Source organism: Streptomyces sp. NPDC057565, assembly GCF_042801455.1.
In the GTDB taxonomy this organism is placed as follows: Bacteria; Actinomycetota; Actinomycetes; order Streptomycetales; family Streptomycetaceae; genus Streptomyces; species Streptomyces yanii.
The window spans coordinates 339,837-360,431 of sequence record NZ_JBHVFU010000004.1 but is presented as its reverse complement, the minus strand read 5'-3'; the positions used below and the strand labels follow the sequence as shown (position 1 = coordinate 360,431).

The 20,595-nt window shown below is 68.6% G+C and carries 17 protein-coding genes and 1 tRNA gene; 11 read left to right on the top strand and 7 right to left on the bottom strand.

Going from position 1 to position 20,595, the window contains the following annotated elements; genetic code table 11:
• Positions 1-5: 5 nt before the first annotated feature.
• Both ACFU8W_RS11615 and ACFU8W_RS11610 read left to right on the top strand, forming a co-directional pair.
• The gene (locus tag ACFU8W_RS11615) at positions 6-632 is read left to right on the top strand and encodes a hypothetical protein (RefSeq protein WP_384034947.1); all 627 of its coding nucleotides are present in this window, start codon (positions 6-8) and stop codon (positions 630-632) included.
• Complete coding sequence (locus ACFU8W_RS11610; protein WP_384034944.1) at positions 598-2,559, top strand: SpoIIE family protein phosphatase; 1,962 nt, start codon at positions 598-600, stop codon at positions 2,557-2,559. Before ACFU8W_RS11615 ends, ACFU8W_RS11610 begins: the two co-directional genes overlap by 35 nt.
• 234 nt (positions 2,560-2,793) lie before the next feature.
• On the opposite strand, the gene ACFU8W_RS11605 is transcribed toward ACFU8W_RS11610, so the two are convergent.
• Positions 2,794-5,304, bottom strand: coding sequence for a SpoIIE family protein phosphatase (locus ACFU8W_RS11605; protein WP_384034941.1), 2,511 nt, complete (start codon positions 5,302-5,304; stop codon positions 2,794-2,796).
• Between the two features lie 556 nt (positions 5,305-5,860).
• Between ACFU8W_RS11605 and ACFU8W_RS11600 the strand changes: the two genes are divergently transcribed.
• Positions 5,861-6,847 carry a helix-turn-helix transcriptional regulator gene (locus tag ACFU8W_RS11600; protein WP_384034938.1) on the top strand — a complete coding sequence of 329 codons (987 nt, stop codon included), beginning with the start codon at positions 5,861-5,863 and terminating at the stop codon, positions 6,845-6,847.
• Positions 6,848-6,972: 125 nt separating this feature from the next.
• Here ACFU8W_RS11600 and ACFU8W_RS11595 read toward each other — a convergent pair whose 3' ends face one another.
• Together ACFU8W_RS11595 and ACFU8W_RS11590 are read right to left on the bottom strand one after the other, a co-directional pair.
• Positions 6,973-7,248, bottom strand: coding sequence for a hypothetical protein (locus tag ACFU8W_RS11595; RefSeq protein ID WP_384034936.1), 276 nt, complete (start codon positions 7,246-7,248; stop codon positions 6,973-6,975).
• 584 nt (positions 7,249-7,832) lie between these two features.
• Complete coding sequence (locus ACFU8W_RS11590) at positions 7,833-8,303, bottom strand: ArsI/CadI family heavy metal resistance metalloenzyme (protein ID WP_384034933.1); 471 nt, start codon at positions 8,301-8,303, stop codon at positions 7,833-7,835.
• Between the two features lie 79 nt (positions 8,304-8,382).
• On the opposite strand from ACFU8W_RS11590, the gene ACFU8W_RS11585 reads away from it, so the two are divergent.
• The 3 genes from ACFU8W_RS11585 to ACFU8W_RS11575 are packed head-to-tail and all read left to right on the top strand — an operon-like array spanning position 8,383 to position 10,045.
• Positions 8,383-8,763, top strand: a complete 381-nt coding sequence (locus ACFU8W_RS11585; protein ID WP_384034930.1) for an ArsR/SmtB family transcription factor — start codon at positions 8,383-8,385, stop codon at positions 8,761-8,763.
• A complete protein-coding gene (locus ACFU8W_RS11580; protein ID WP_384034927.1) occupies positions 8,760-9,503 on the top strand; it encodes an aquaporin in 744 nt (247 codons plus the stop codon). Before ACFU8W_RS11585 ends, ACFU8W_RS11580 begins: the two co-directional genes overlap by 4 nt.
• A 29-nt stretch (positions 9,504-9,532) precedes the next feature.
• Positions 9,533-10,045, top strand: a complete 513-nt coding sequence (locus ACFU8W_RS11575) for an arsenate reductase ArsC (RefSeq protein ID WP_384034924.1) — start codon at positions 9,533-9,535, stop codon at positions 10,043-10,045.
• A 154-nt stretch (positions 10,046-10,199) separates the two neighbouring features.
• On the opposite strand, the gene ACFU8W_RS11570 is transcribed toward ACFU8W_RS11575, so the two are convergent.
• A complete protein-coding gene (locus tag ACFU8W_RS11570; RefSeq protein ID WP_384034921.1) occupies positions 10,200-10,622 on the bottom strand; it encodes a hypothetical protein in 423 nt (140 codons plus the stop codon).
• Positions 10,623-11,087: 465 nt separating this feature from the next.
• Positions 11,088-11,160: transfer RNA gene (locus ACFU8W_RS11565), tRNA-Arg, on the bottom strand.
• A gap of 318 nt (positions 11,161-11,478) precedes the next feature.
• On the opposite strand from ACFU8W_RS11565, the gene ACFU8W_RS11560 reads away from it, so the two are divergent.
• From ACFU8W_RS11560 to ACFU8W_RS11545, 4 genes are all read left to right on the top strand, one after another.
• Positions 11,479-13,131 (top strand): dynamin family protein, encoded by a 1,653-nt coding sequence (locus tag ACFU8W_RS11560; protein WP_384034918.1) that lies wholly within the window; start codon positions 11,479-11,481, stop codon positions 13,129-13,131.
• The gene (locus tag ACFU8W_RS11555; RefSeq protein WP_384034915.1) at positions 13,128-15,059 is read left to right on the top strand and encodes a GTPase; all 1,932 of its coding nucleotides are present in this window, start codon (positions 13,128-13,130) and stop codon (positions 15,057-15,059) included. Before ACFU8W_RS11560 ends, ACFU8W_RS11555 begins: the two co-directional genes overlap by 4 nt.
• A 92-nt stretch (positions 15,060-15,151) precedes the next feature.
• Positions 15,152-15,649, top strand: coding sequence for a single-stranded DNA-binding protein (locus tag ACFU8W_RS11550; protein WP_384034912.1), 498 nt, complete (start codon positions 15,152-15,154; stop codon positions 15,647-15,649).
• A gap of 215 nt (positions 15,650-15,864) precedes the next feature.
• On the top strand, positions 15,865-17,307 hold the full coding sequence (locus ACFU8W_RS11545) for an LAETG motif-containing sortase-dependent surface protein (RefSeq protein WP_384034909.1): 1,443 nt from the start codon (positions 15,865-15,867) through the stop codon (positions 17,305-17,307).
• Positions 17,308-17,549: 242 nt separating this feature from the next.
• Here the strand turns inward: ACFU8W_RS11545 and ACFU8W_RS11540 are convergent, their stop codons facing one another.
• Together ACFU8W_RS11540 and ACFU8W_RS11535 are read right to left on the bottom strand one after the other, a co-directional pair.
• Positions 17,550-17,843 carry a GYD domain-containing protein gene (locus ACFU8W_RS11540; RefSeq protein ID WP_384034906.1) on the bottom strand — a complete coding sequence of 98 codons (294 nt, stop codon included), beginning with the start codon at positions 17,841-17,843 and terminating at the stop codon, positions 17,550-17,552.
• A gap of 361 nt (positions 17,844-18,204) precedes the next feature.
• Positions 18,205-19,905 carry an alkyl sulfatase dimerization domain-containing protein gene (locus ACFU8W_RS11535; RefSeq protein ID WP_384034903.1) on the bottom strand — a complete coding sequence of 567 codons (1,701 nt, stop codon included), beginning with the start codon at positions 19,903-19,905 and terminating at the stop codon, positions 18,205-18,207.
• A 282-nt stretch (positions 19,906-20,187) separates the two neighbouring features.
• On the opposite strand from ACFU8W_RS11535, the gene ACFU8W_RS11530 reads away from it, so the two are divergent.
• Complete coding sequence (locus ACFU8W_RS11530) at positions 20,188-20,391, top strand: hypothetical protein (RefSeq protein WP_384034900.1); 204 nt, start codon at positions 20,188-20,190, stop codon at positions 20,389-20,391.
• Positions 20,392-20,595 lie beyond the last annotated feature (204 nt).

Here is a 20,595-nt window from a genome sequence, read left to right as displayed (position 1 = left end):
CGTGCATGGTTGACAAATATCTGTACGGGGTTCCGTTTGCTGCGCCGTTCGACTCCCGCATATTCATGGCTGCCGCCCCACGTTTCTCATGTGGCGCTGTCGTCATGAGCGGCAGTACGAAAAAGGCCGCGGATGTCGGGCTGCCGGTGGTCGACGTGTCGCCCGGCGTGGACTACGCAAAGCTGCAGTACGAATTCGTGCAACGCAACCCGGAAATGGCATTGGAGCCCTGGGGAAATCAGGACGATGATTCCGATGCCGAAGACTTTCGATTCGGCAACATGGCTCGGCTGTTCGCCGAGGTCGGCGCGCCGACCGTGGACCGGGCGATCGAACTGGCGCGGCGCCGGCGCCCGGACGTCGTGCTGCCGCAGTGGTTGACCGCGCGCGGAAGAGGCCGAGGGGGACCGCCACGCGCGGCTCGACGGTCAGTCGGTTCACCCCTGACGGCCTCGATGCAGCAAGCCGGCGCAGGGCGGGTGTATGAGCCCTTCACGGAGGATGGTGGACAAAAGAGAGGATGGTGGACAAAAGAACGGAATACGATGGACGAGGGTCATTCGGGCCATCGCTCGATGATTGCCGGCGGAGCGACAGATGGACACCTTGGACGCACTCATGCGGAGGGCTGAGCCGTCAGCTCTTTTGTCCCTGGACGGCACCATCCACTCCCTCAACGCCTCGATGGCCACGACGCTGGGCAGGCCGGCGGAGCAGTGCGTAGGTCATGACTTCCTTGGCGTGCTACCTGCCGGCCAGCGGGCCGCGGCCGAGAATCTGCTGACGCACGGGGCCACGACGAAGTCGGTCGCGATGCGTGTGCTGCAGTTCCCGGGGCCGGGCAGCGCGCACGTGGTCAGCCTCGTCGAGGCCCGGCCGGCGGATCTCGCGGGTGGCCATCGGCTGGTGTGGGTGCATGTGGTCGACGCGCGCAACGACCTGGGCAGTCTGCTGATCCCGTTCCGGCTGGCGGCCGCGGCTGCAGACCTCGGCCTGTGGATGTACTCACCCCAGGATCACCAGCTGGAATGGCTGGGTGGCGCACCCGCCCTGGCCGCGCCGTTCCCGGAGGCCTCGGTCTCCTTGTCCAGTCTGGTCCGGCGAGTTCACCCAGATGACCGGGAGGCCTTGGGGCGGATCATCCACTCGACCGCCGCTCAGTCCCCCTGGATCAGCTTGCGGTTCCTCACCGAGCAGGACGGGTGGCACCATGTGGCCTGCCAGATCCGTCGGATCCGGTTGGGCTACGACGGCCCTGAGCAGGTCTTCGGGGTGTTCCGCGACGAGACCCAGCTCGAGGAGGGCCGACAGAAGGTGCTGGCCGCGGTGAGTGCCGAGCGGCTGCGTGCCGACGAGATCGCCGCTTTCGCCTCCGCCTTGATCACCGCCGCCACCGAGCAGGAGTTGCAGCAGGTCGTCCTGGCAAGGGTCGCCGCGACCTTCGGCGGCACGGGCGCCTTGCTTGCCCTCGTCGACAACCGGACGGGGCTCCTGCGCGTCTCCTCCGATGCCAGCGTCGACCCGCGGCAGATCGCCGCCATGGACGGCCTGTCGCTGGGTGATCCGCTACCACTGACCTGCGTGGTCCGAACCGGAGAGCCGCAATTCATCCCCAACCGGGATGAGGTCATACGTCGCTGGCCGCAGGCAGTCTGTTTTCCGTGGATCGACTCCTTTGCCGCCATATCGATCACCCCGCTCAGCCCGGTCGGCGATCAGCCTGTCGGCGCTTGGGCGGTGACCTACGACAGCGAGCACCATTCGTCCCCGGACGAGCGCGCCCTCATGAGTACCCTGGCCGACCTGGCAGGTCAGGCACTCAAGCGCACCCGATTGCAGCAAGCCCGCATCGAGTTGGCCACGGCGCTCCAGGAGAGCATGCTGCCCACGCTGCCCGAGCATCTCCCGGGGCTGGAGATCGCCGCCCGCTACCAGCCCAGCCGGGACGGGCTCGACATCGGCGGGGACTGGTACGACGCCTTCGTGATGCCCGACGGCACGGTGGCCCTGGAGATCGGCGACAGCCAAGGGCACGATGTGGATGCCGCCGCCTTCATGGGGCAGGTGCGCGCCTCCATCCGCGCCATCGCCCCCCACGAATCGAAGCCGGGAACCGTGCTGACGCGCACCAACGAGCTTCTCGTCACGATGGACGCGGCACGATTCGCCAGCTGCACCATGCTGTACTTCGATCCACGCGACGGACGGGTCATCGGCGCCAGCGCAGGCCATGTGCCGTTGCTGTGTGTACGCGAAGACGGAAGCCGCGACATCCGCGAGCTGCCGGGCGGTCCGGTGTTGGGAGTCCTGCCCGGCACCGACTACCTCGAGGAGACCTTCACGCTGGAGGAGGACACCGCGCTGATCATGCTCACCGACGGCGTGGTCGAAGGGCCGGGCCTGACGCTGGACGCCGGACTGGAGCGGGCCGGAACACTGGCCGCCCAAGCCCTCCACGACGGGCTGAACGCCGACGCGACTGCTGAACGAATCCTCGACGCCGCGGTCGCGGTGGACCACCTCGACGACGTGGCCGTGCTGGTCGTCAGGCGCGCATGACGGCGCCCTTCGCTTCGCGCTGCGGGACCACGCACGTGAGGAGGAGGCTTTCCCTCTACGCAGAAAGTGACTTCTCGCTGGGACGACAGAAGCCTTGGACAGGCCCTGTCGTCCCAGCTCAGAAGGCACTTTCTTGTCTCCGCTCTTGATCCGGACGCCGCGCTGGTCCTGCTGCCTGCTCCGTGTCACGCCCCAGCTGCGACGTGGCTGATCGACCGGCGGTCGGCGAACTGGCTACGCCACACAACCTCGGTGATCCTCGGCCGCCTGCGGCAGGCGGGGGCCATGAGCGTGAGAGGGTGCGGCGGGCAGGTCTTGTTCGACCCAGACGAGCTTGCCGCCCGTCGCGGAGCGGAAGCCCCACCTGCGGGACAACCGAGCAACCATGAAGAGGCCCCGGCCGTTCTCGTCGACGATGCGAGCATGGCGCAGGCGCGGGTAGCAGCTTCCACCATCGAAGACTTCGCAGGTCAGGACTTGGTGCTGGATGAGGCGTAGACGGATTGGGCCGGCGCCGTGGCGGATCGCATTGGTGACCAGTTCACTGACGATCAGCTCCGTGTCGGGCACGAGATGCTCCAGGCCCCATTCGCTGAGCTGACGGGCGGCCATGTGCCGGGCGGTACGGACGACGGTCGGCTCGCTCGGGAGGTCCCAGGAGGCAATCTGGGGCGCCTTGAGTGTGCGGGTCCGGACAAGGAGCAAGGTGACGTCGTCGGATGGTGCCTGAGTCGGCAAGGCTTCGATCACTGAGGAGCACAGGTCCTCCAGGGACTGACCAGACTGCGCCAGGGCGGCGCCCAGGCGGCGCATTCCGACGTCGATGTCGTCGGCACGGGACTCGACCAAGCCGTCGGTGTAGAACGCGAGCAGACTTCCCTCGGGCAGCTCCACTTCCACGGCGTCGAAGGGAACCAGCCCGAGGCCGAGGCCGAGCGGGGCTCCGGTGGGCAGGTCGGGGAAGGTGACCTGGCCCTGTGGGTCGATGATCGCGGGCGGGAGGTGCCCAGCTCGTGCCATGGTGCACTTCCGGGTGACCGGGTCGTAGACGGCATACAGGCAGGTGGCGCCGACAACCGCGGGGGTCTGGTCTGAGGCGTCGGCGTCTTCCTCGGTCATCCGTCGGACGGTGTCATCGAGGTGGGCCAGCAGTTCGTCGGGGGGCAGTTCCATGTCGGCGAGCGTGTGGACGGCGGTGCGGAGCCTGCCCATGGTCGCGGCGGCGTCGATGCCGTGTCCGACCACATCGCCTACGACGAGGGCCACACGGGCGCCGGACAGGGGGATCACATCGAACCAGTCGCCTCCGACACCGGCGTCGATATCGGCCGGCAGGTAGCGCGAGGCCGCCTCAACCGCGACACCGCCCCTCAAGCGGTGGGGGAGCAGGTTGCGTTGCAGCGCGAGGGCGGCGGTGCGTTCGCGCGCGTACTGGCGAGCATTGTCCAACGAGAGCGCGGCCCGGGTGACCAGTTCCTCGGCCAGGAGCAGATCATCCTCCTGGAACGGCATCGGGCACTCGGTGCGTGCGAACAAGGCCACGCCCAGCACGGAGCGCCGTGCGCGGATGGGTACGACCATCAGGGAGTGCACCCCGTTCTCGAGGATCATCTCCGCTCGACAGGGATCGTGGTCGATCCATGTCCCAGGAGAGGTGTCCAGCACCGGTTCCAGGTGAGACCTCCCGGTGCGCAGGACCCTGGCGAACGGCGAGGTCGGTGAGACCAGGACCGGCTCTCCGTGCGCCCACGGCGACTCCGGGACCCCTGGGTGAATCGAGGCCAGACCGGCACGGCGGAGAATACGGGGGCGACCGCTCATGGTGTCGTTGCGGGCAGAGGGCTCTTCGCCGAACGGAACCGACTCTGCCAGGTCGACGATGGCGCAGTCGGCCAGCAGGGGCACGGCAACGTCGGCCAATTCCTGTCCGGTCTGCATGACGTCCAGGGTTCTGCCGATGCGCGTGCTGGCCTCGCTGAGGACGGCACGGCGCTCGCACACTCCCTGGCTGCCGGTGACATCCACGATCACGGAGCACACTCCCAGCGCCTGGCCGTCCGCGTCCTGGAGGCAGAGGAACGATGCCGAGAATGCGTGCTCGCGGCGCGGATCTTCAGCCGGCCACGCCCGGTACTCGTGGACCGTGGTGGTGCCGCTCGCCAGCACCTGCCGCATCACTGCTTCGAGCTCTTCGGCCTCGAAGCCGGGCATCGAATGGGCGAGTCGACATCCGAACCGCCGGTCACGAGGAATGCCGTCGTGGCGCTCCATGACGTCGTTCACCCAGGTACAACGTAGTTGCGGGTCATGAACGACGATGCCGATCGGTGCGCGAACAAGGAGCGACTCCCGCACCGATCCGTTCATGAACCCCGAGGAGAGCGCGCCTATGTCAGTCAGGAATACCAGCCACCTGAGAGTTGCGTCCTGCCCCCACAGCAGCGAGACGCGAAGGCTCAGGTTGAGCGTGCGGCCGTCGCGGTGGCGGACCGCCGCGGTGCCGGACCAGCCGCCCCGAGCACGGCACTGCTCGGTGAATGCTGATAGTCCCGCTTCATCGGAAGTCGGCAGCACGAATGCGGCGGACCTGCCCAGTACGTCCTCAGCGCAGTACCCGACAAGCCGCTGAGCGGCTTGCGTCCACCCGACCACCGTCCCTTGCTCGTCGATCACGGCTGCCGCGGCGTCGAATATCTTGTGGGGCTTCAGCGGCTCAACGAGTGCGGTCCGGTCAGTGCTCATCATTGCGGTTCATCCCATCAGGTATATAGCGGTGAGGAGAAGTCGATCCCCGTGCAATTCCAGGGAACCAGCCGCAAATCCATCCGGGGGCGGTCAAGCAGGCCCGCCTCGGCCATGGCCTACTGGTCCAGGTACTGGCAGGCCCCCTTTCCCATCACTGAGTAACGACCGATGCAGGCTTCGGAAGAACGCAGGTTGATCCTCATCGACGCGGAACCGGCAATGAGGTCGTCAACGCGGCCACGGGCCGACGCCCGGACGACAAGCAAGGCATTCGGCTCCCCACCGGCCCCGCCCCCGGCGGGGTCATGAGCGCCCGCCACCTGGGCCCTGACCGGAGACAGTCTGCTTCTTTTCAGCCACCAGGATTTTATTCGGAAAGTGCCTATTTAATCGACGCCACTCGCTGGTCCGACGGTATGCGGGACGGCTCCACTTTGTGTTTTTCGGGTGACCGCTCCAGGGACTCCCTTTATCGCTGACAGGGATAGGCTTATGCGGCCGCAGTGCCCCAATGCTGCGTCTTGCTGGGATGACGCGCCGAGGCTAGCCTCAACATATGGCCAAGGCGTCGCCCGGTTCGGGTGACAACAAGGAGTTGAGCGAATTTCTGCGCTCGCGGCGCGCCCGGGTGAGCCCTGAGCAGGCCGGGGTCACGCCGGGGGCGAGCCGCCGCGTTCCGGGACTCCGCCGCGAGGAGGTTGCACTCTCGGCCGGATTGAGCGTGGACTACTACATCCGTCTGGAACGCGGACGGGTGGCCAACGCCTCAGAAGCAGTGTTGGAGGCCGTAGCCCGGGCTCTGCGGCTGGACGATGTCGAGCGCGCGCATCTGTTCAACCTGGCCAGGCCGCAGTCCGTGGCCAGAGTGAGCCGGCCCGCCGTTCCGCGGCGAGTGCGTCCGGGTGCGTACGCGCTGCTCGAGGTTCTTCGGGAAACCCCTGCCATGATCTTGGACGGCCGTATGGACGTCCTTGCTCTTAACCGGATGGCTCGCGTGATATTTGTCGATTTCGAGGCCAGGCCGGCCCGCGAGCGTAATTTGGCGCGATTTGTTTTTCTCGACCCTGCGGCACGTGAACTATTCATTGACTGGGACATGGCCGCCCGTATGGTCGTCACAGGTTTGCATCTGTATGCGGGTCGGCATCCGAACGACCCGCAACTGACCGAGCTGATTGATCAGCTGTCGGCCGTGGACGAAGACTTTCGCCGATGGTGGGCCGCGCACGATGTGGAGGAATTCTCCCACGGCACCAGGCACTACCGGCACCCGCTGCTCGGCGAAGTCACCTTGGACTATGAGACCCTTATATTTCCCGGTGACCCGGACCACTGGTTGTTCGTGAGTACAGCTCAACCCGGCTCCCCGTCCTCCGAAGCCTTGCGCACCCTCGCCGGCCGGATCGGTGACCTGGACACCTCGGTACATGCAAGTTTCGCGAGCGGTCCCGAGCGACTGTCTGACCGTCAGCTCGAAGTCAAGGATCACCAGAAGCGGATTCAGGCTGGGGGAGCTCGCCCCGGCATGGCAGGCGAGCTCTGAGCCATCCGTGAAACGTCAAGGGGGCCCAGCCCCGGTGAGGCGATCGGCCGGTCCCACGGCGGACTGACCACGAAGATCCGCTTCGCCTGCGACGGCCGAGGTGACGTACGCCGGCAGGGAGGCGGTCACGACGGCGGGTTGGCCGCCATCCGGCAGGCACCGTTCGCGGCGCCGCCCGGCACGCCGACCCCGGTCAGGGTGCTCACACAGCCTTGCAGATCACCGTGCACACCTTGGGTGCACGCCGTTCCGACAGTGTCCGAGACTTGGACGCCCGCCTGTTGGACCATGTTCGTGCAGGCCGGGATGTCCGCGTGGGCGGCGGGAGCGGCGAAGGCCACGCCGCCGAGTGCGAAGGTCAGACCGGTGAGGAATCCGGCTGTACGGGCCGACGTGCGCATGGGAGCCACCTGCTCTCAAGGGTTGGTCGGGGACTCGCGGATTCAACGCCGAGCAGCGGACGCGGCCGGTGTACAACTGCGGTCCCGGGCCCCCGCACCCGTCGGCTCGGCAGGGCCGCCCCTTCTCCGTCCGACGCTAGAACAGTCCGCCGCCGCGCGCACTCCGGCCCGGTGGCGGGACACTCCCCAGCGGGTTTCGTGAACACATTGCGACGGAGAAACCCGAGCCTGTGATCTGCTCTTCCCAGGGAGAACGGTGGCCTGTTCTCCGGGGCAACGTCAACGACAACGTGGCGGGTGATGGTGGTGGGATCGTCAATCTCAGCGGCACCGTCAACCTGATCCGCACCAACGTCAACAGCAACGAGGCCACAGGCGGAGTAGGCGCCGGCGGCATTCTCAGGACCGGCGGCACAGTCAGCCTCAACAGCAGCCGCGTTCGCGGCAACGTGCCGACGAACTGCGCGGGCACGGTACCCGGCTGTACCGGTTGAAGCAATGCCGCGCCGGAGCCTCCCAGCTTCTGGCGCGGCACCGTCTTGCAGGGGTGGAGCATTTAAACCCCCCGCCCTTACGAGCAATGCTCAGCCGCAGTTGCAACTCGCTGCCGTCGCGGCCGTTTCGGCGATCTGGCTGGTGCAGCAGCCGTCGCCGGTGGTGTCGGGGTCGGCGCTCTTGCCGAGGGTGTCGGCGTCGGCCTTGACCACGTAGACCTCCCAGGGCTCCTTGCCGGGGCCGTGCACCCAGACCTTGTCCTGGAGGGCGTAGCAGCAGGAGGTGTCGTTCTCCTCGAAGGTGGCCAGGCCGGCGTCCTTGAGCCGGGCGGTGGCCGCGTTGACGTTGTCGATGGACTCGACCTCGACGCCGAGGTGGTCCAGCCTGGTCTCCTCGCCGGGCTCGCCCTCGATGAGTACGAGCTTGAGCGGGGGCTCAGTGATGGCGAAGTTGGCGTAGCCCTCGCGCCGCTTGGCCGGTTCGGTGCCGAACAGCTTCGAGTAGAAGGCGATCGACGCCTCCAGGTCGCTGACCCGCAGGGCGAGCTGAGCACGGGACATGGCAGGGCTCCCATCGGCTTGGATTGATGTCTATCGATGCAACCTTGTGACTTGGATCGAAGGATGTCAACATAGAGGCATGTCGAAGCAAGAGCTTGTGGTGCTCGGACAGAGCGACGAGAACGGCGCATGCTGCCCCGGGCTGGTGACCGCACCGCTGGACGAGGACCAGGCGGCGGAGCTGGCAAAGCTGTTCAAGGCGCTGGGTGACCCCGTACGGCTGCGTCTGCTGTCGTTGATCGCCTCGCGGGCGGGCGGTGAGGTCTGCGTGTGTGACCTGACCCCGGCCTTCGACCTGTCTCAGCCGACGATCTCGCATCACCTCAAGCTGCTGCGGCAGGCCGGCCTGATCGACTGCGAGCGCCGGGGTACGTGGGTCTACTACTGGGTGCTGCCGGCCACCCTGGACCGGCTCGCCGCCTTCCTGGAGACATCGCAGACGGCCGAGGCAACCGCATGACCGCGTCGCGGGGACGACGGGCCCTCGCCGAAGCCATCGGCTCGGCCGCGCTGGTCGCAGTGGTCGTCGGCTCCGGCATCCAGGCAACCGAGCTGTCCAGGGACGTCGGCGTGCAGCTGCTGGCCAACTCGCTGGCCACCGTCTTCGGGCTCGGCGTGCTCATCGCACTGCTCGGGCCGGCCTCGGGTGCGCACTTCAATCCTGTCGTCACCCTCGCGGCCTGGTTCACCGGCCGTCGCAGCGGGGATGGGCCGACCGCGCGGGACGTCGCCACGTACGTCCCGGCCCAGATTGCGGGCGCCATCGCCGGTGCCGTCCTGGCCGACGGCATGTTCGGCAAGCCGCTCGTGCAGTGGTCCACCCATGACCGCTTTGCCGGTCACCTGTGGCTGGGCGAGGTGGTCGCGACCGCCGGACTCATCCTTCTGATCTTCGGACTGGCCCGCACCGACCGGGCCCACCTCAGCGCCGTGGCCGTGGCGTCCTACATCGGTGCGGCGTACTGGTTCACGTCCTCCACCTCGTTCGCGAACCCCGCGGTCACCATCGGCCGTGCCTTCACCGACACGTTCGCCGGCATCGCCCCCGTCTCGCTCGGCCCTTTCATCGCGGCCCAGCTGGTCGGTGCCGCGCTCGGGCTGGGGCTGGTGTTCGCGGTGTTCGGACGCCCGGCACCCGCACGCATCAGCACCGCACTGCTTTCGGGCGAACCCGAACCCGCCGCCCCGACGATCCCCTGACCAGCCCGCTCCCGAGAGAGACACCCGCCATGAACAAGCCTGCTGAGCGTCCGTCCGTGCTGTTCGTCTGTGTCCACAACGCCGGGCGCTCCCAGATGGCCGCCGCGTTCCTCTCGCACCTTGCGGGCGGTCGCGTACAGGTACGTTCCGCCGGGTCCGCGCCCGCCGACACGGTCAACCCGGCCGTCGTCGAAGCGATGGCGGAGGCAGGCATCGACATCTCTGCCGAGGTGCCCAAGGTGCTCACCGTTGAAGCCGTCCAGGTCTCCGATGTGGTCATCACGATGGGCTGCGGCGACACCTGCCCGGTCTTCCCGGGCAAGCGTTACCTCGACTGGGAGCTCCCCGACCCGGCCGGACAGGGCGTCGACGCCGTTCGCCCCATACGTGACGAGATCGAGAAGCGCATCCGCGGGCTGCTCGACGAGATCGCTTCTGTGAGTCAAGTTACTCAAGAGGTTGGGGAGCGACTCGGAGCTGTTCGCTGTGGAGCCAGTCGAAGGTGCGGTCCGGCTCGAGGTGGGCTTGGCCCCAATGGATGACATGGATGCCGCTCTCGACGTCGGCCGTGAAGAACACGCAGACCAGCTTCGTTGAGGCCCCCAGCTCCTCGAACGCTTCGTGCAGTTCCAGGTACTCCTCTGTTGTCAGGTCGTCGTCGCCGGTCAGCGGTGCTGCTTACCCGATGAGGTGGCGTCAGAGCTTCAGCGGCCCGTAGGTGCCCGCGTGGAAGGTGAAGACGGTCGTCTCGGCGTCGAACTCCTCGCGGAAGTGCCCGCCGTAGCCAGGTTCTTCGACGTGAGGTGCGAGCAGGTCCAGGATGGGGACGAGGTCACCCATCATGTCGTCGAGCCAGAGGTTGCGGCTGAACAGCCCCCAGACGTGGCGCTCACCGCTGGCCGTGAAGCCCCAGGGCTGGCGTCGTAGGGACGCGAAGTCACCTCCGGGCAGGCGGCTGTCCGGATCCGGGGAGAGCAGCGGATATGTGTGCTCCTCCCCGTCGAGCCCTGCCGGGCGTTCAGGGATCAGGCCGAGGTGCCATCGCAGGGCGTCCAGGACCGCGTCGGGAGTGTCGTCGCGGAGGTGGCAGGCGAAGACGACTTCGTAGTGGAGGCTCACGGAACCGTATTCTGCCCGGCACGACCGACAGGCCCGGAGTGTTGCCTCAAGGTCTGGACGCTCCGACTGAAGCCTCTACGGCCATCCTCTGGCCAATATGGGGTGGCGTATCCGGCTTGGAAGGTCGTAACCACAGGTCAGCGCGCCTGCCGCAGCACAGAAGTGGATGATCTTGAAAACCGTACTCGGCGCCGCCGGAGGGCTTGCAGCGTAAGAGTCGGGGCATCGAGGCCGGAGGGGACCTACCTGATCTGTCGGAGCGTTGAGCGCGGCTCTGGAAGCGCCACCGTGTATCCACCGTGGCCACCCGTAGAAACCCGGTGACAGCCGGACAGCGCCGGACCCTCCCCACCGTGACCTGGGACGGTTCCGGCGCTTATGCGTTCGCTACGTCGCCCTCGCTACGGTGCGGTGACCTGTAAAAAAGGCCCTCCCGAGGGAGGGCCTGATGTTGTACGGGCAAAGCGCCCCCGGCAGGACTCGAACCTGCGGCCAAGCGCTTAGAAGGCGCCTGCTCTATCCACTGAGCTACGGGGGCCGGGTGGTGGCCTCGGCGGCCTGGAGCCCTGGGGCCGGGCCGGTCCGTGACCTTGCCGGGACAAGGATAGGGCTCCGATCGCCTCGACCCGGTTGCCTCACCTACGTGGCACGATGTGTAGGTTCGGTGAAGCGAACCGATAATCGCAGGTAGGCGTGGCTCGCGCATCGCTTTTGACGCCTCGCGCCCCGGGTGTTGTGCACTCGTTATGCCTGCGCCCCACTCGCCCCCTCTGTCCCGACGGCGCAATCGGCGCGCAGAGGTGGCTATACGCTTCAAAAAGGCGCCAAAATTGGGCATTCTTCGCATGTGGTAACCATGGACGTACGGCCTCAGCTCATCGACGCACTTTCCGCCCTGCGCGACCGTGTCGCCGCCGTGCGTCTGCCACTCCCGCTGCCCGGCGTGACACGCGCCCGGCAGGCCAGGGTCGAGCTGCTCGCACAGCTCGACGACTACCTGCTTCCCCGGCTCAAGGATCCCGAAGCGCCCGTGCTCGCGGTCATCGGCGGATCCACCGGCGCCGGGAAGTCGACGCTCGTCAATTCGCTCGTGGGGCGGCGGGTCAGTGAGGCCGGGGTGCTGAGGCCGACCACCCGGATCCCCGTCCTTGTCTGCCATCCGGACGACCATCACTGGTTCGCCGGGGGCAGGGTGCTGCCGCAGCTGACCCGGGTCTGGCTGCCGCCGGTGGAGTCCACGGATCCCGGCCTCTGCCACGAGCTCGACGGGCTCGACGACGATACGGAGAAGGACGGGACCACGCTGCGGGTCGAGACCGCCGCGAGTCTGCCGCGTGGGCTCGCGCTGCTCGACGCCCCCGACATCGACTCGCTCGTCGTACGGAACCGGGTGCTCGCCGCCGAACTCATCTGTGCCGCCGACGTCTGGGTCATGGTGACCACCGCCTCCCGGTACGCCGACGCGGTGCCGTGGCATCTTCTGCGTACCGCGAAGGAGTACGACGCCTCGCTCGTCACCGTGCTCGACCGGGTACCGCACCAGGTGATCGGCGAGGTCTCGCGGCAGTACGGGGCGCTCCTCGCCAAGGCGGGACTCGGTGAGGTGCCCTGGTTCACCATCCCGGAACTGCCCGAGTCGGCGGGCGGCGGCAGCGGGCTGCTGCCCACCAACGCGGTTGCGCCGCTGCGCGCCTGGCTCAGCCACCGCGTACAGGATCCGGCGGCCCGTCAACAGTCGGTGGGGCGTACGGCGGTCGGGGTCATCGACTCGCTGGACGTACGGATGCCGGAGCTGGCCGGTGCCGTCGCCGCGCAGCACGCCGCGGCCATGCGGCTCACCGGCGTGGTCGAGGACGCCTACCGGAAGGAGGGTGAACGGGTCCGGCGGCGGGTGGAGAACGGTGGCGTGCTCTCCGGGGACGCCCGTACCCGATGGCGCGGATACCCGCACTACAGCACGTCCGAGGAACTTCTCGAAGCGCTGGTGGACAGCCTCGCCGCGCTGCTGCAGTGTGCCGTGGCCGCCGCCGACGAACAGATCCGGACCACCTGGCAGCGCGAACCCGCAGCCGGTGTGTTCGGGTTCGGGGACGCGGGCCGGGAAGCCGGGGGATGGGGTCCCGCCGAGGATGTCCGGGGCCGGATCGCCATGGCCGTACGGCGGTGGCGACGGGTCCTGGAGGAGCTGGCCGAGGAAGAGGTGCGCCGGCTGGACCGCAGCGCCGCACCCGACGCCGAGACGGTGGCCGCGCTGCTGGCCGCCGCGCTGCTCGGCGGCCGTCGCGCCCGCAGCGCCGGGGAGCAGCTCGCCGAACGCCTCGGAGCCCAGGGCGCGCTGCGGCTGCGCGACAAGGGCGGGGCGCTGCTGACCAGTTACCTCGACCGGGTGCTGGGCAGCGAGCGCGACCGGCGGCTGGCGCCGCTCGACGCGCTCGACGTGGCCCCGGAGCCGCAGGCCGAACTGATTGCCGCGCTGTCCGTACTGCAGAAGGAGAGGTGGCAGCGTTGACTGCCGTCACTGACCAGGATCACGGCCAGGGACAGGGCGAGGCCGGTGGTGTCGTCGTATGCCAGGGCCGGCACGTCCCTGCGTCCGATGGCCGGTGGGACGACGGGCTCATCGCCCGGCGCGCAGCGGTCCTCGCCAAGGTTCCCGAGGACCCCGAGGCCGCCCCCGACGACGACGCACGTCCCCAGGTCGAGGCGTACGTACGCGCCGGCGGCCTGCTCCGGCCGCGGCTCGACGCGCTGCGCGAACTCGTCGGGCTGTCCCGGGCCCGCCTCGACGCGACCACGCTCGCCGAGGCGGGGCGCGTACTCGACGAGGCCGCCGCACGACAGCGGCTCTCCTCACGGCACACCGTCGTCGCCATCGCCGGGGCGTCCGGCAGCGGCAAGTCGATGCTCTTCAACTCCCTGGCGGGCGCACAGATCTCCGAGACTGGGCTGCGTCGGCCGACCACCGCCGCGCCCCTGGCCTGCTCCTGGACCGACGGCGCCGCTGGACTGCTGGACCGGCTGGCCATTCCCGGACGGCTCAGGCGCAGGCCGCAGCAGGGCGGTACCGAGGCGGACGAGGCGCTCCAGGGGCTTGTCCTCGTCGATCTGCCCGACCACGACTCGGCAGCGGCCGGGCACCGCGAGCAGGTCGACCGGGTGCTGGCACTGGTGGACGCGGTGATCTGGGTCGTCGATCCCGAGAAGTACGCGGACGCCGCCCTGCACGAGTGGTATCTGCGACCGCTGGCCGGCCACGCGGAAGTCACGTTCGTCGTCCTCAACCAGGTGGACCGGCTGCCCGGTGACGCCGCCGACCAGGTCCTCGACGATCTGCGCAGGATCCTCGACGAGGACGGCATGGCGCTCGGCGAACACGGCGAACCGGGCGCCACCGTCCTGTCGCTGTCCGCGCTCACCGGCGAAGGTGTCGGTGAACTGCGTGAACTGCTCGGCCGGTTCGTGCAGGAGCGCACCGCAGCGGCGCGTCGGCTCTCGGCCGATGTGGATGCCGCGGCGGCGAAGCTGCGTACGGAGTACGTCGCCGAGGGGCGGCCGGGACTCGGGGAACGGGCCCGCGAGGAGTTCGCGGACCGGCTGGGGGAGGCGGTGGGCGCGGCCGCGGCCGGCCAGGCCGCCGAACGTGAGTGGCGCAGGAACGCCGGACGGGCCTGCGGGACGCCGTGGCTGCGGCTGTGGCGGTGGTACGAGACCACTCGGCGGCCGGGAAGTCCGGACCGGGCGGCGGCGATGCCCGCACCGCCGGAGGAGCAGCTCACCGCCCGGCAACGCGTCGAGCAGGCGGTACGGACGGTGGCGAACGCCGCCGCGGACGGACTGCCGGGTCCCTGGGCGCAGGCGGTCCGAGAAGCCGCGGTGCACGGGGCGACGGGGCTGCCGGAGGCGCTGGACGAGCTGGCCGAGAAGGCCGGAACGGTGGGGTACGGGCGGGCCAGGGGCACAGGCGACGACGCGGGGCGCGGTACTGCGGCCGCAGTCGGCGGTGGAGGTGTGGTGGCCACCGGTGTGGCCGGTGCCTCGGGTGTGGCGCACAGCGGGCGGGTGGGAGGCAAGCCGCCGAGGCCCGCATGGTGGCCCGCCGCCGTGCTGGCACAGGCGTCCATGACGCTGCTGCAGATCTTCGGCGGGCTCTGGCTGGTCGGCCAGATCATCGGCGTCATCGAACCGGGACTGCTCACGCCCGCGCTGGTGATGCTGGCGGGCGTGATCGGCGGGCCACTGGTCGAATGGTCGTGTGCGGCGGCAGCCCGGGGGCCCGCCCGGCGGTACGGGCAGGAGGCCGAGTGGCGCCTGCGCCAGGCGGCGGCGGCCGTCGGCCGGGCAAGGGTGCTCGATCCGGTGGCGGCCGAACTGGTGCGGTACCGGGAGGTGCGCGAGCGGTACGTGACGGTGACGAAGATTTCCACAACCGGTCGGTAGTACACAGCCCTCAGCAGGATCCCCGCCTCCCCTTCAGCATGAGATCAGTGACCGCGCGGCAGCGGTCACGGAGCCGAAGGGGAGGCGGAGGCATGAACGAGACCGTGGTGACACTGGTGGGCAATGCGGCGACCGGGGTGGAGTTCCGGGAGACCGCGACCGGGGGAATGGCGCGATTCCGGTTCGCTGTGACGGCCCGCCGCTGGGACCGGGAGCAACAGCTCTGGACGGACGGGCACACCAGCTTCTACACCGTGTGGGCGTGGCGCACACTGGCGGCGAATCTCGCGGGCTCGGTCTCCGTCGGAGAACCACTGCTCGTGCACGGCCGGTTGAAGGTGCGCGAGGAGGAACGGGACGGGCAGCGGCGGACGTTCGTGGACATCGAGGCGGTGGCGGTCGGACACGATCTGACACGGGGGACCGCGGCCTTCCGGCGGGTGCTGCGGGGTGACCCGACGCTGACGGCCAGGCCGGGCAGGAGGGACGCGGCAGTCGTAGCGGGAGAGGCGGCGGGGAGCCCTGCGCAGGCGGCGACGGGGATGATGATGCGTCAGGAGCCGCTCCCTGAGCTGGCGTCGGCGCCGTGACCGCGCCCGGGGCGGGCTGAGAAGGGGTCAGCGGGCCGCAAACAGTTCCAGCGATAACGATTCTGATTCGGAATGGTTGTACGACGGTATGACGAAGGACTGCGCTTCGTCGCTTCCTTAGGATTCCCCAGTACTCACGCGGCACTTGAGTCGACTGGCGGGGCAATCCCCACACGCGCATCAGGCGCGGAAGGCCCTGCCCGGAGGGGACATCTGTGTTTTCTGCTTCTTCAGCGACCTTTTCATCGTCCAACGCGGGGACGAATCCGCCACGGGGCCGGGGTATTGCCCGGCTGGCCGCATCGGTGGTGGCATCCGGACTCGTCATAGCCGGGGCCCTTGTCGGCGCGGGCACTGCGTCCGCCGACGAGGCGCCGCAGCACCAGGGCGGTGCCACCGCAGTCCTCGACGGGTTGAAGACCTTCGACCGGGCTGTGCTCACCACGGACGGGAAGAAGCAGGAGCTGCCCGCCGGGCTCTTCGAGATGACCGTCGACGGCGGCGGCAAGCTCAAGACGTACTGCATCGACATCCATAACCCCACCCAGGACCAGGCGAAGTACCTGGAGACCCCCTGGAACCAGACGTCGCTCGGCGCCAACAAGAACGCGGGCCGGATCCGCTGGATCCTGGAGCACTCCTACCCGCAGATCGACGACCTCGCGGCGCTCGCCAAGCAGGCCGGCACCGGGCCGCTCACCGAGCGGACCGCGGCGGCGGGAACCCAGGTCGCCATCTGGCGTTACTCGGACAACGCCGATGTCGAGGCCGGCGACAAGCAGGCCGAGAAGCTTGCCGACTGGCTGGGCGAGAACGCCGAGGACGTCGCCGAGCCCAAGGCGTCCCTCGCCCTGGACCCGGCCGCGGTCTCCGGCCGGTCCGGTGAGCGGCTCGGGCCGGTCACCGTCCGCACCAACGCCGGCCAGGTCTCGGTGACCCCGCCCGCCGACTCCGCCAGTGGCGTCAAGGTCACCGACAAGAGCGGCAAGCCCGTCACCGCCGCCGCCAACGGCGCCGAGCTCTACTTCGACGTCCCGGCGGGTGCCGCCGACGGCACCGCCTCGCTGACCGTCCAGGCCACCACCTCGGTGCCGGTCGGCCGGGCCTTCGCCGGAGTGACCAAGAGCCAGACGCAGATCCTGGCCGGCTCCAGCGAGTCCACGGTCTCCGCGACCGCCACCGCGACCTGGGCCAAGAAGGGCGCGATCCCCGCGGTCACCGCGAAGAAGAACTGCGCCAAGGGCGGCGTGGACGTCACCGCGAGCAACGAGGGCGACGAGGCATTCACCTTCGAGCTGGCCGGCATCAAGCACACCGTCGAGGCCGGCGCGTCGGAGACGGTGACCGTCCCGGTCGCCGAGGACCAGGCGTACGACTTCACGATCACCGGACCGGGCGGGTTCACCAAGACGTTCAAGGGCGTCCTGGACTGCAAGACCAGCGGCAGCTCCACCGGCGGCACCGACACCCAGACCGTCGACCAGCCCGCCCCGGCCTCCGCGGGCGGCAGCTCGACCGGGACCGGTGGCGACCTCGCCGAGACCGGTGGCTCGAGCGCCACTCCGGTCATCGCGGGCATCGCCATCGCCCTGGTCGTCGTCGGCGGCGGCGCGGTCTTCCTCCTCCGGAAGCGGAAGACGCAGACCGCCGCGGAGTAAACACTGAGTGACGCATCGGGGCCACACCGCCACGATGCGCTGATGACAGCCTCGGTACGCCCACGCGTACCGGGGCTGTCGCGTACCGGAAGGCGTCCATGGGGCGTACCGTCGGGCGGACGGGTGAGCCGATGCTGACCTTCGGTCCGGTCGGCGTCAGCCGACGGACGGCACGCATACGCGCAAGCCGGGCCTGCTGAGTCGGCTCGCCGCAAGCCACGGCTTGCAGTGTGCGGAGGTCTTCAGCCGGCCTTGGCGATGATGCGATCCATCTCTTCTTGACCGAAAGCCCGCAGAGTCGTGGTGCGGACGTTGCCCACTCCGCCGAGCTGCAGGAGTGTCGCGGTGGCGGTTTCGTCGTCGGGTGCCTCGACGACGGCCACGAGGTCGTATGGGCCGACGGTCCAGTAGATACTCAAAAGCTTCGCGCCGAGCTTCTGGGCCGCTGCGGCGAAGGCCTCGGAGCGTTTCGCCGTGTCCTTATAGTTTCGGACCCCTTGATCGGTCCAGTTCAGCAACGCGACATACGTCGCCATCTTTTTTCACCTCCACGAGGAAACACATCGTGAGGACAATCCTGGACATCACGACTGAAGCCTGCGCGAGGTGCGCACCTGAACGAGCTAATACGGGCGATCACAGGCGGTTGATCAGCGGCCGAAACGGCCATGGCTGCTGGACCTGGCCAGAGCTACGGATCAGAAGGCCGCCGTGCCCGGCATGCCCGCTCGCCGCGTTGGCCAAGCCCCCAACCAAACGTGCTGGTCAGGGGCCGATTCCCAGTGTGGCGGCGCGAGGATTCGAACCTGGGCAGGCATGGCCGACAGATTTACAGGCTCCCCGGGCAAGCGGGATGCTGTGCGCGACTGCCGAATGACGCAGCGACGCGCTCCCGCGTCACCGCACGTGGAGCTGCACCCGTGGCGGGGTCAGGTCGAAGCACGCGAGGAACCTCGCGAGGACCTCGGGCTCACCCGCGACCTCGACCGCGTCATCCTGCCGCAGCGTGTCCCAGGCCGTGCTCCCCGAGGCCAGCGCGAGGAACCGGTCCTTCGGGAGGCTCAGAGTCGCGTCGGGGTCATCCGCGGTCTTGTCGACCCGGAGCACGCTGTGGCGGAGCTCCAGCCGGGCGCGTTCACCACTGTCGCTGAGCACCACGTCAACGACGAGACGCTGCCTCCCGGCGCGGCTCGGTACGACGTTGAAGCGGAAGGAATCGAGAAGCCCGAGAAGCGGTGTCGAGGACGACGTGAGCGTCTTGCGGGCGAGACCGCTGATGGCCGCGGGGTCGAAGGCGCCTTCGAGCTCCAGTGCGCCGGTGAGGTAGAAGTTGCGGCGTGGTGCGTTCTGCTCGGCGTAGCCGAGGAGGCGCAGACCGGCGGCCTTGAGCCGACGGGCCTCGCGGTCCTCGGTGTCGACGCTGACGCACAGGCCGGCCAGCTCTGCGCACCACTGGCCGTCGCCGTCGTCGAGCGCTGCTCGTGCTGCCTCGATGACCCGATTTCGACCGCCCATGAGCGCCACGGTCCGACTGGCCCGTTCGGCGCGCGGCAGCGGCGCCAACTCGGTGGCGTCACCGCCGAACCACCCCAGGTAGCCGGTCATCTGCGCCGCAGCGTTGTTGGCGGCACTGCCGTACATCTCCCGGGTGAACGGGTCGAGGTCCAGATGGCCGGGCAGCTCGACGAGACCCGTCCGCAGGTCCTCGGCTGTGGCGCCGCGCAGGATGTGCCGCACCGCTTGGTCGTGGTTGTACTGGATCGCGTCCTGGTAGACCCCCAGGACCTGCTCGATCTGCTCGCGCCCTTCCAGCGGCGGCATGTGGCACCCCAGCAGCAGGTCGACATCCCGGGCCAGCACCTTCTCGCCCGCCGCTGCCCAGCGCATCGCGTCCCGGAACTTGGCACCGCGGAGGGTGTAGAGGTTGGGAAGCGAGATGTAGACCTCGTCCGCGATCAGCGCCGTGCGATAGTCCGGCAGATACATGCCGATCTCGCTGGCCGCCTCCCCGCCGGTGAGGAACAGGGTGAACCGGACACCGGCAATGTCGAAATCGGTCTCGCTGTCGATGAGCGTGGTCGGCTCGATGAAGGTCCCCACGCTTCCGCCGATGAACCGGCCACCGATCCCGGTGTACGGGAGATCTTCGGGTGGGAGCAGGGCGCCGGACATGTAGGCAACGCGGATGCCCATGATGGGCCCCACGACCCGATTCTCGTCGGCGTACTCGCGAGGGAAACTCGACCACGCGATGATCTCGACCTCGCCGTTGGCCACTGCCTCAGGGGACACGATCGCGTCGGTTCCCTGGCAGTGGTCCGCGTGGTGGTGGGAGTAGACGACGGCCCGCACCGGCTTGTCCGAGAACCGCGCGATCTCGGCAGCGATGAGCTCTCCTTGTTCATGGGAGATTCCCGTGTCGTAGACGACCAACCCGTCGTCGCCCTCGATGACGATGCTGTTCACCGACCACCCGCCCAGGTTCTCCAGCACCCAGATCGGCCGATCCTTGATCTTGGTCACCCGGCCGGTCGTGTACCGCTCACGATGCTCGCGGTAGTAGGCGGGGAAGGAACGCTCGACCTTGGGCTGCGACACCACGTCACCTCGACTCACTGAGCGGAATGCCAGGGGCATACCGTTGAGATCGTATTCAGCCGCCCTGGAGGGGCACGCAGCCACGCCGTGGGGTTGGTGGACCCGGACCTAAGGGCTGTCCATCAAGATCCGGGCCGGCCACGGACCAACCCCGGCGTCGGGGGCCCACGGAGGGACATCGCCGCAGGCCAAGTGGCGTTGCGGGCGCAGTCGTCAAGCGGTCTGTAAACCCGTCGCCGAAATACTTCGCGTGGTCAGGTCTCTACGCGGCAACCTGCTTCCATGAGCCGTTGGAAGTTGTACGACAACTGGGATGCCGACCTGCCGGGCCTGACCATCGAGCAGCTCGTCGAGCGTTGGGCTTTCGCCGATCAGCGACAGCGACAGGCGGAGGCTCGGGGGCCGGGCCGCAACCCCAAGGCTGCACGCGACTGGCGCAACAAGCGGCAAGCCGTCGATGAGGAACTCCGCCGGCGCGGCGCCTGAGCGCACGTGTTGCCAGCAGCGAAGTACAGCAACCATGTCGACCGCAGGCGACCGAGCCTGACCCCAGCAGCTTGGTTGACCTCGGCAGGAGACTTCAGCGACCGAACTGCCGGTGGTTCGCATCGAGGGGGCTGGGCAACGGGAAACACCAGCGGCCCCGGGGTTATCCCCGGGGCCGTCTGTGGGCCGTCCGAGGGCGGCCGA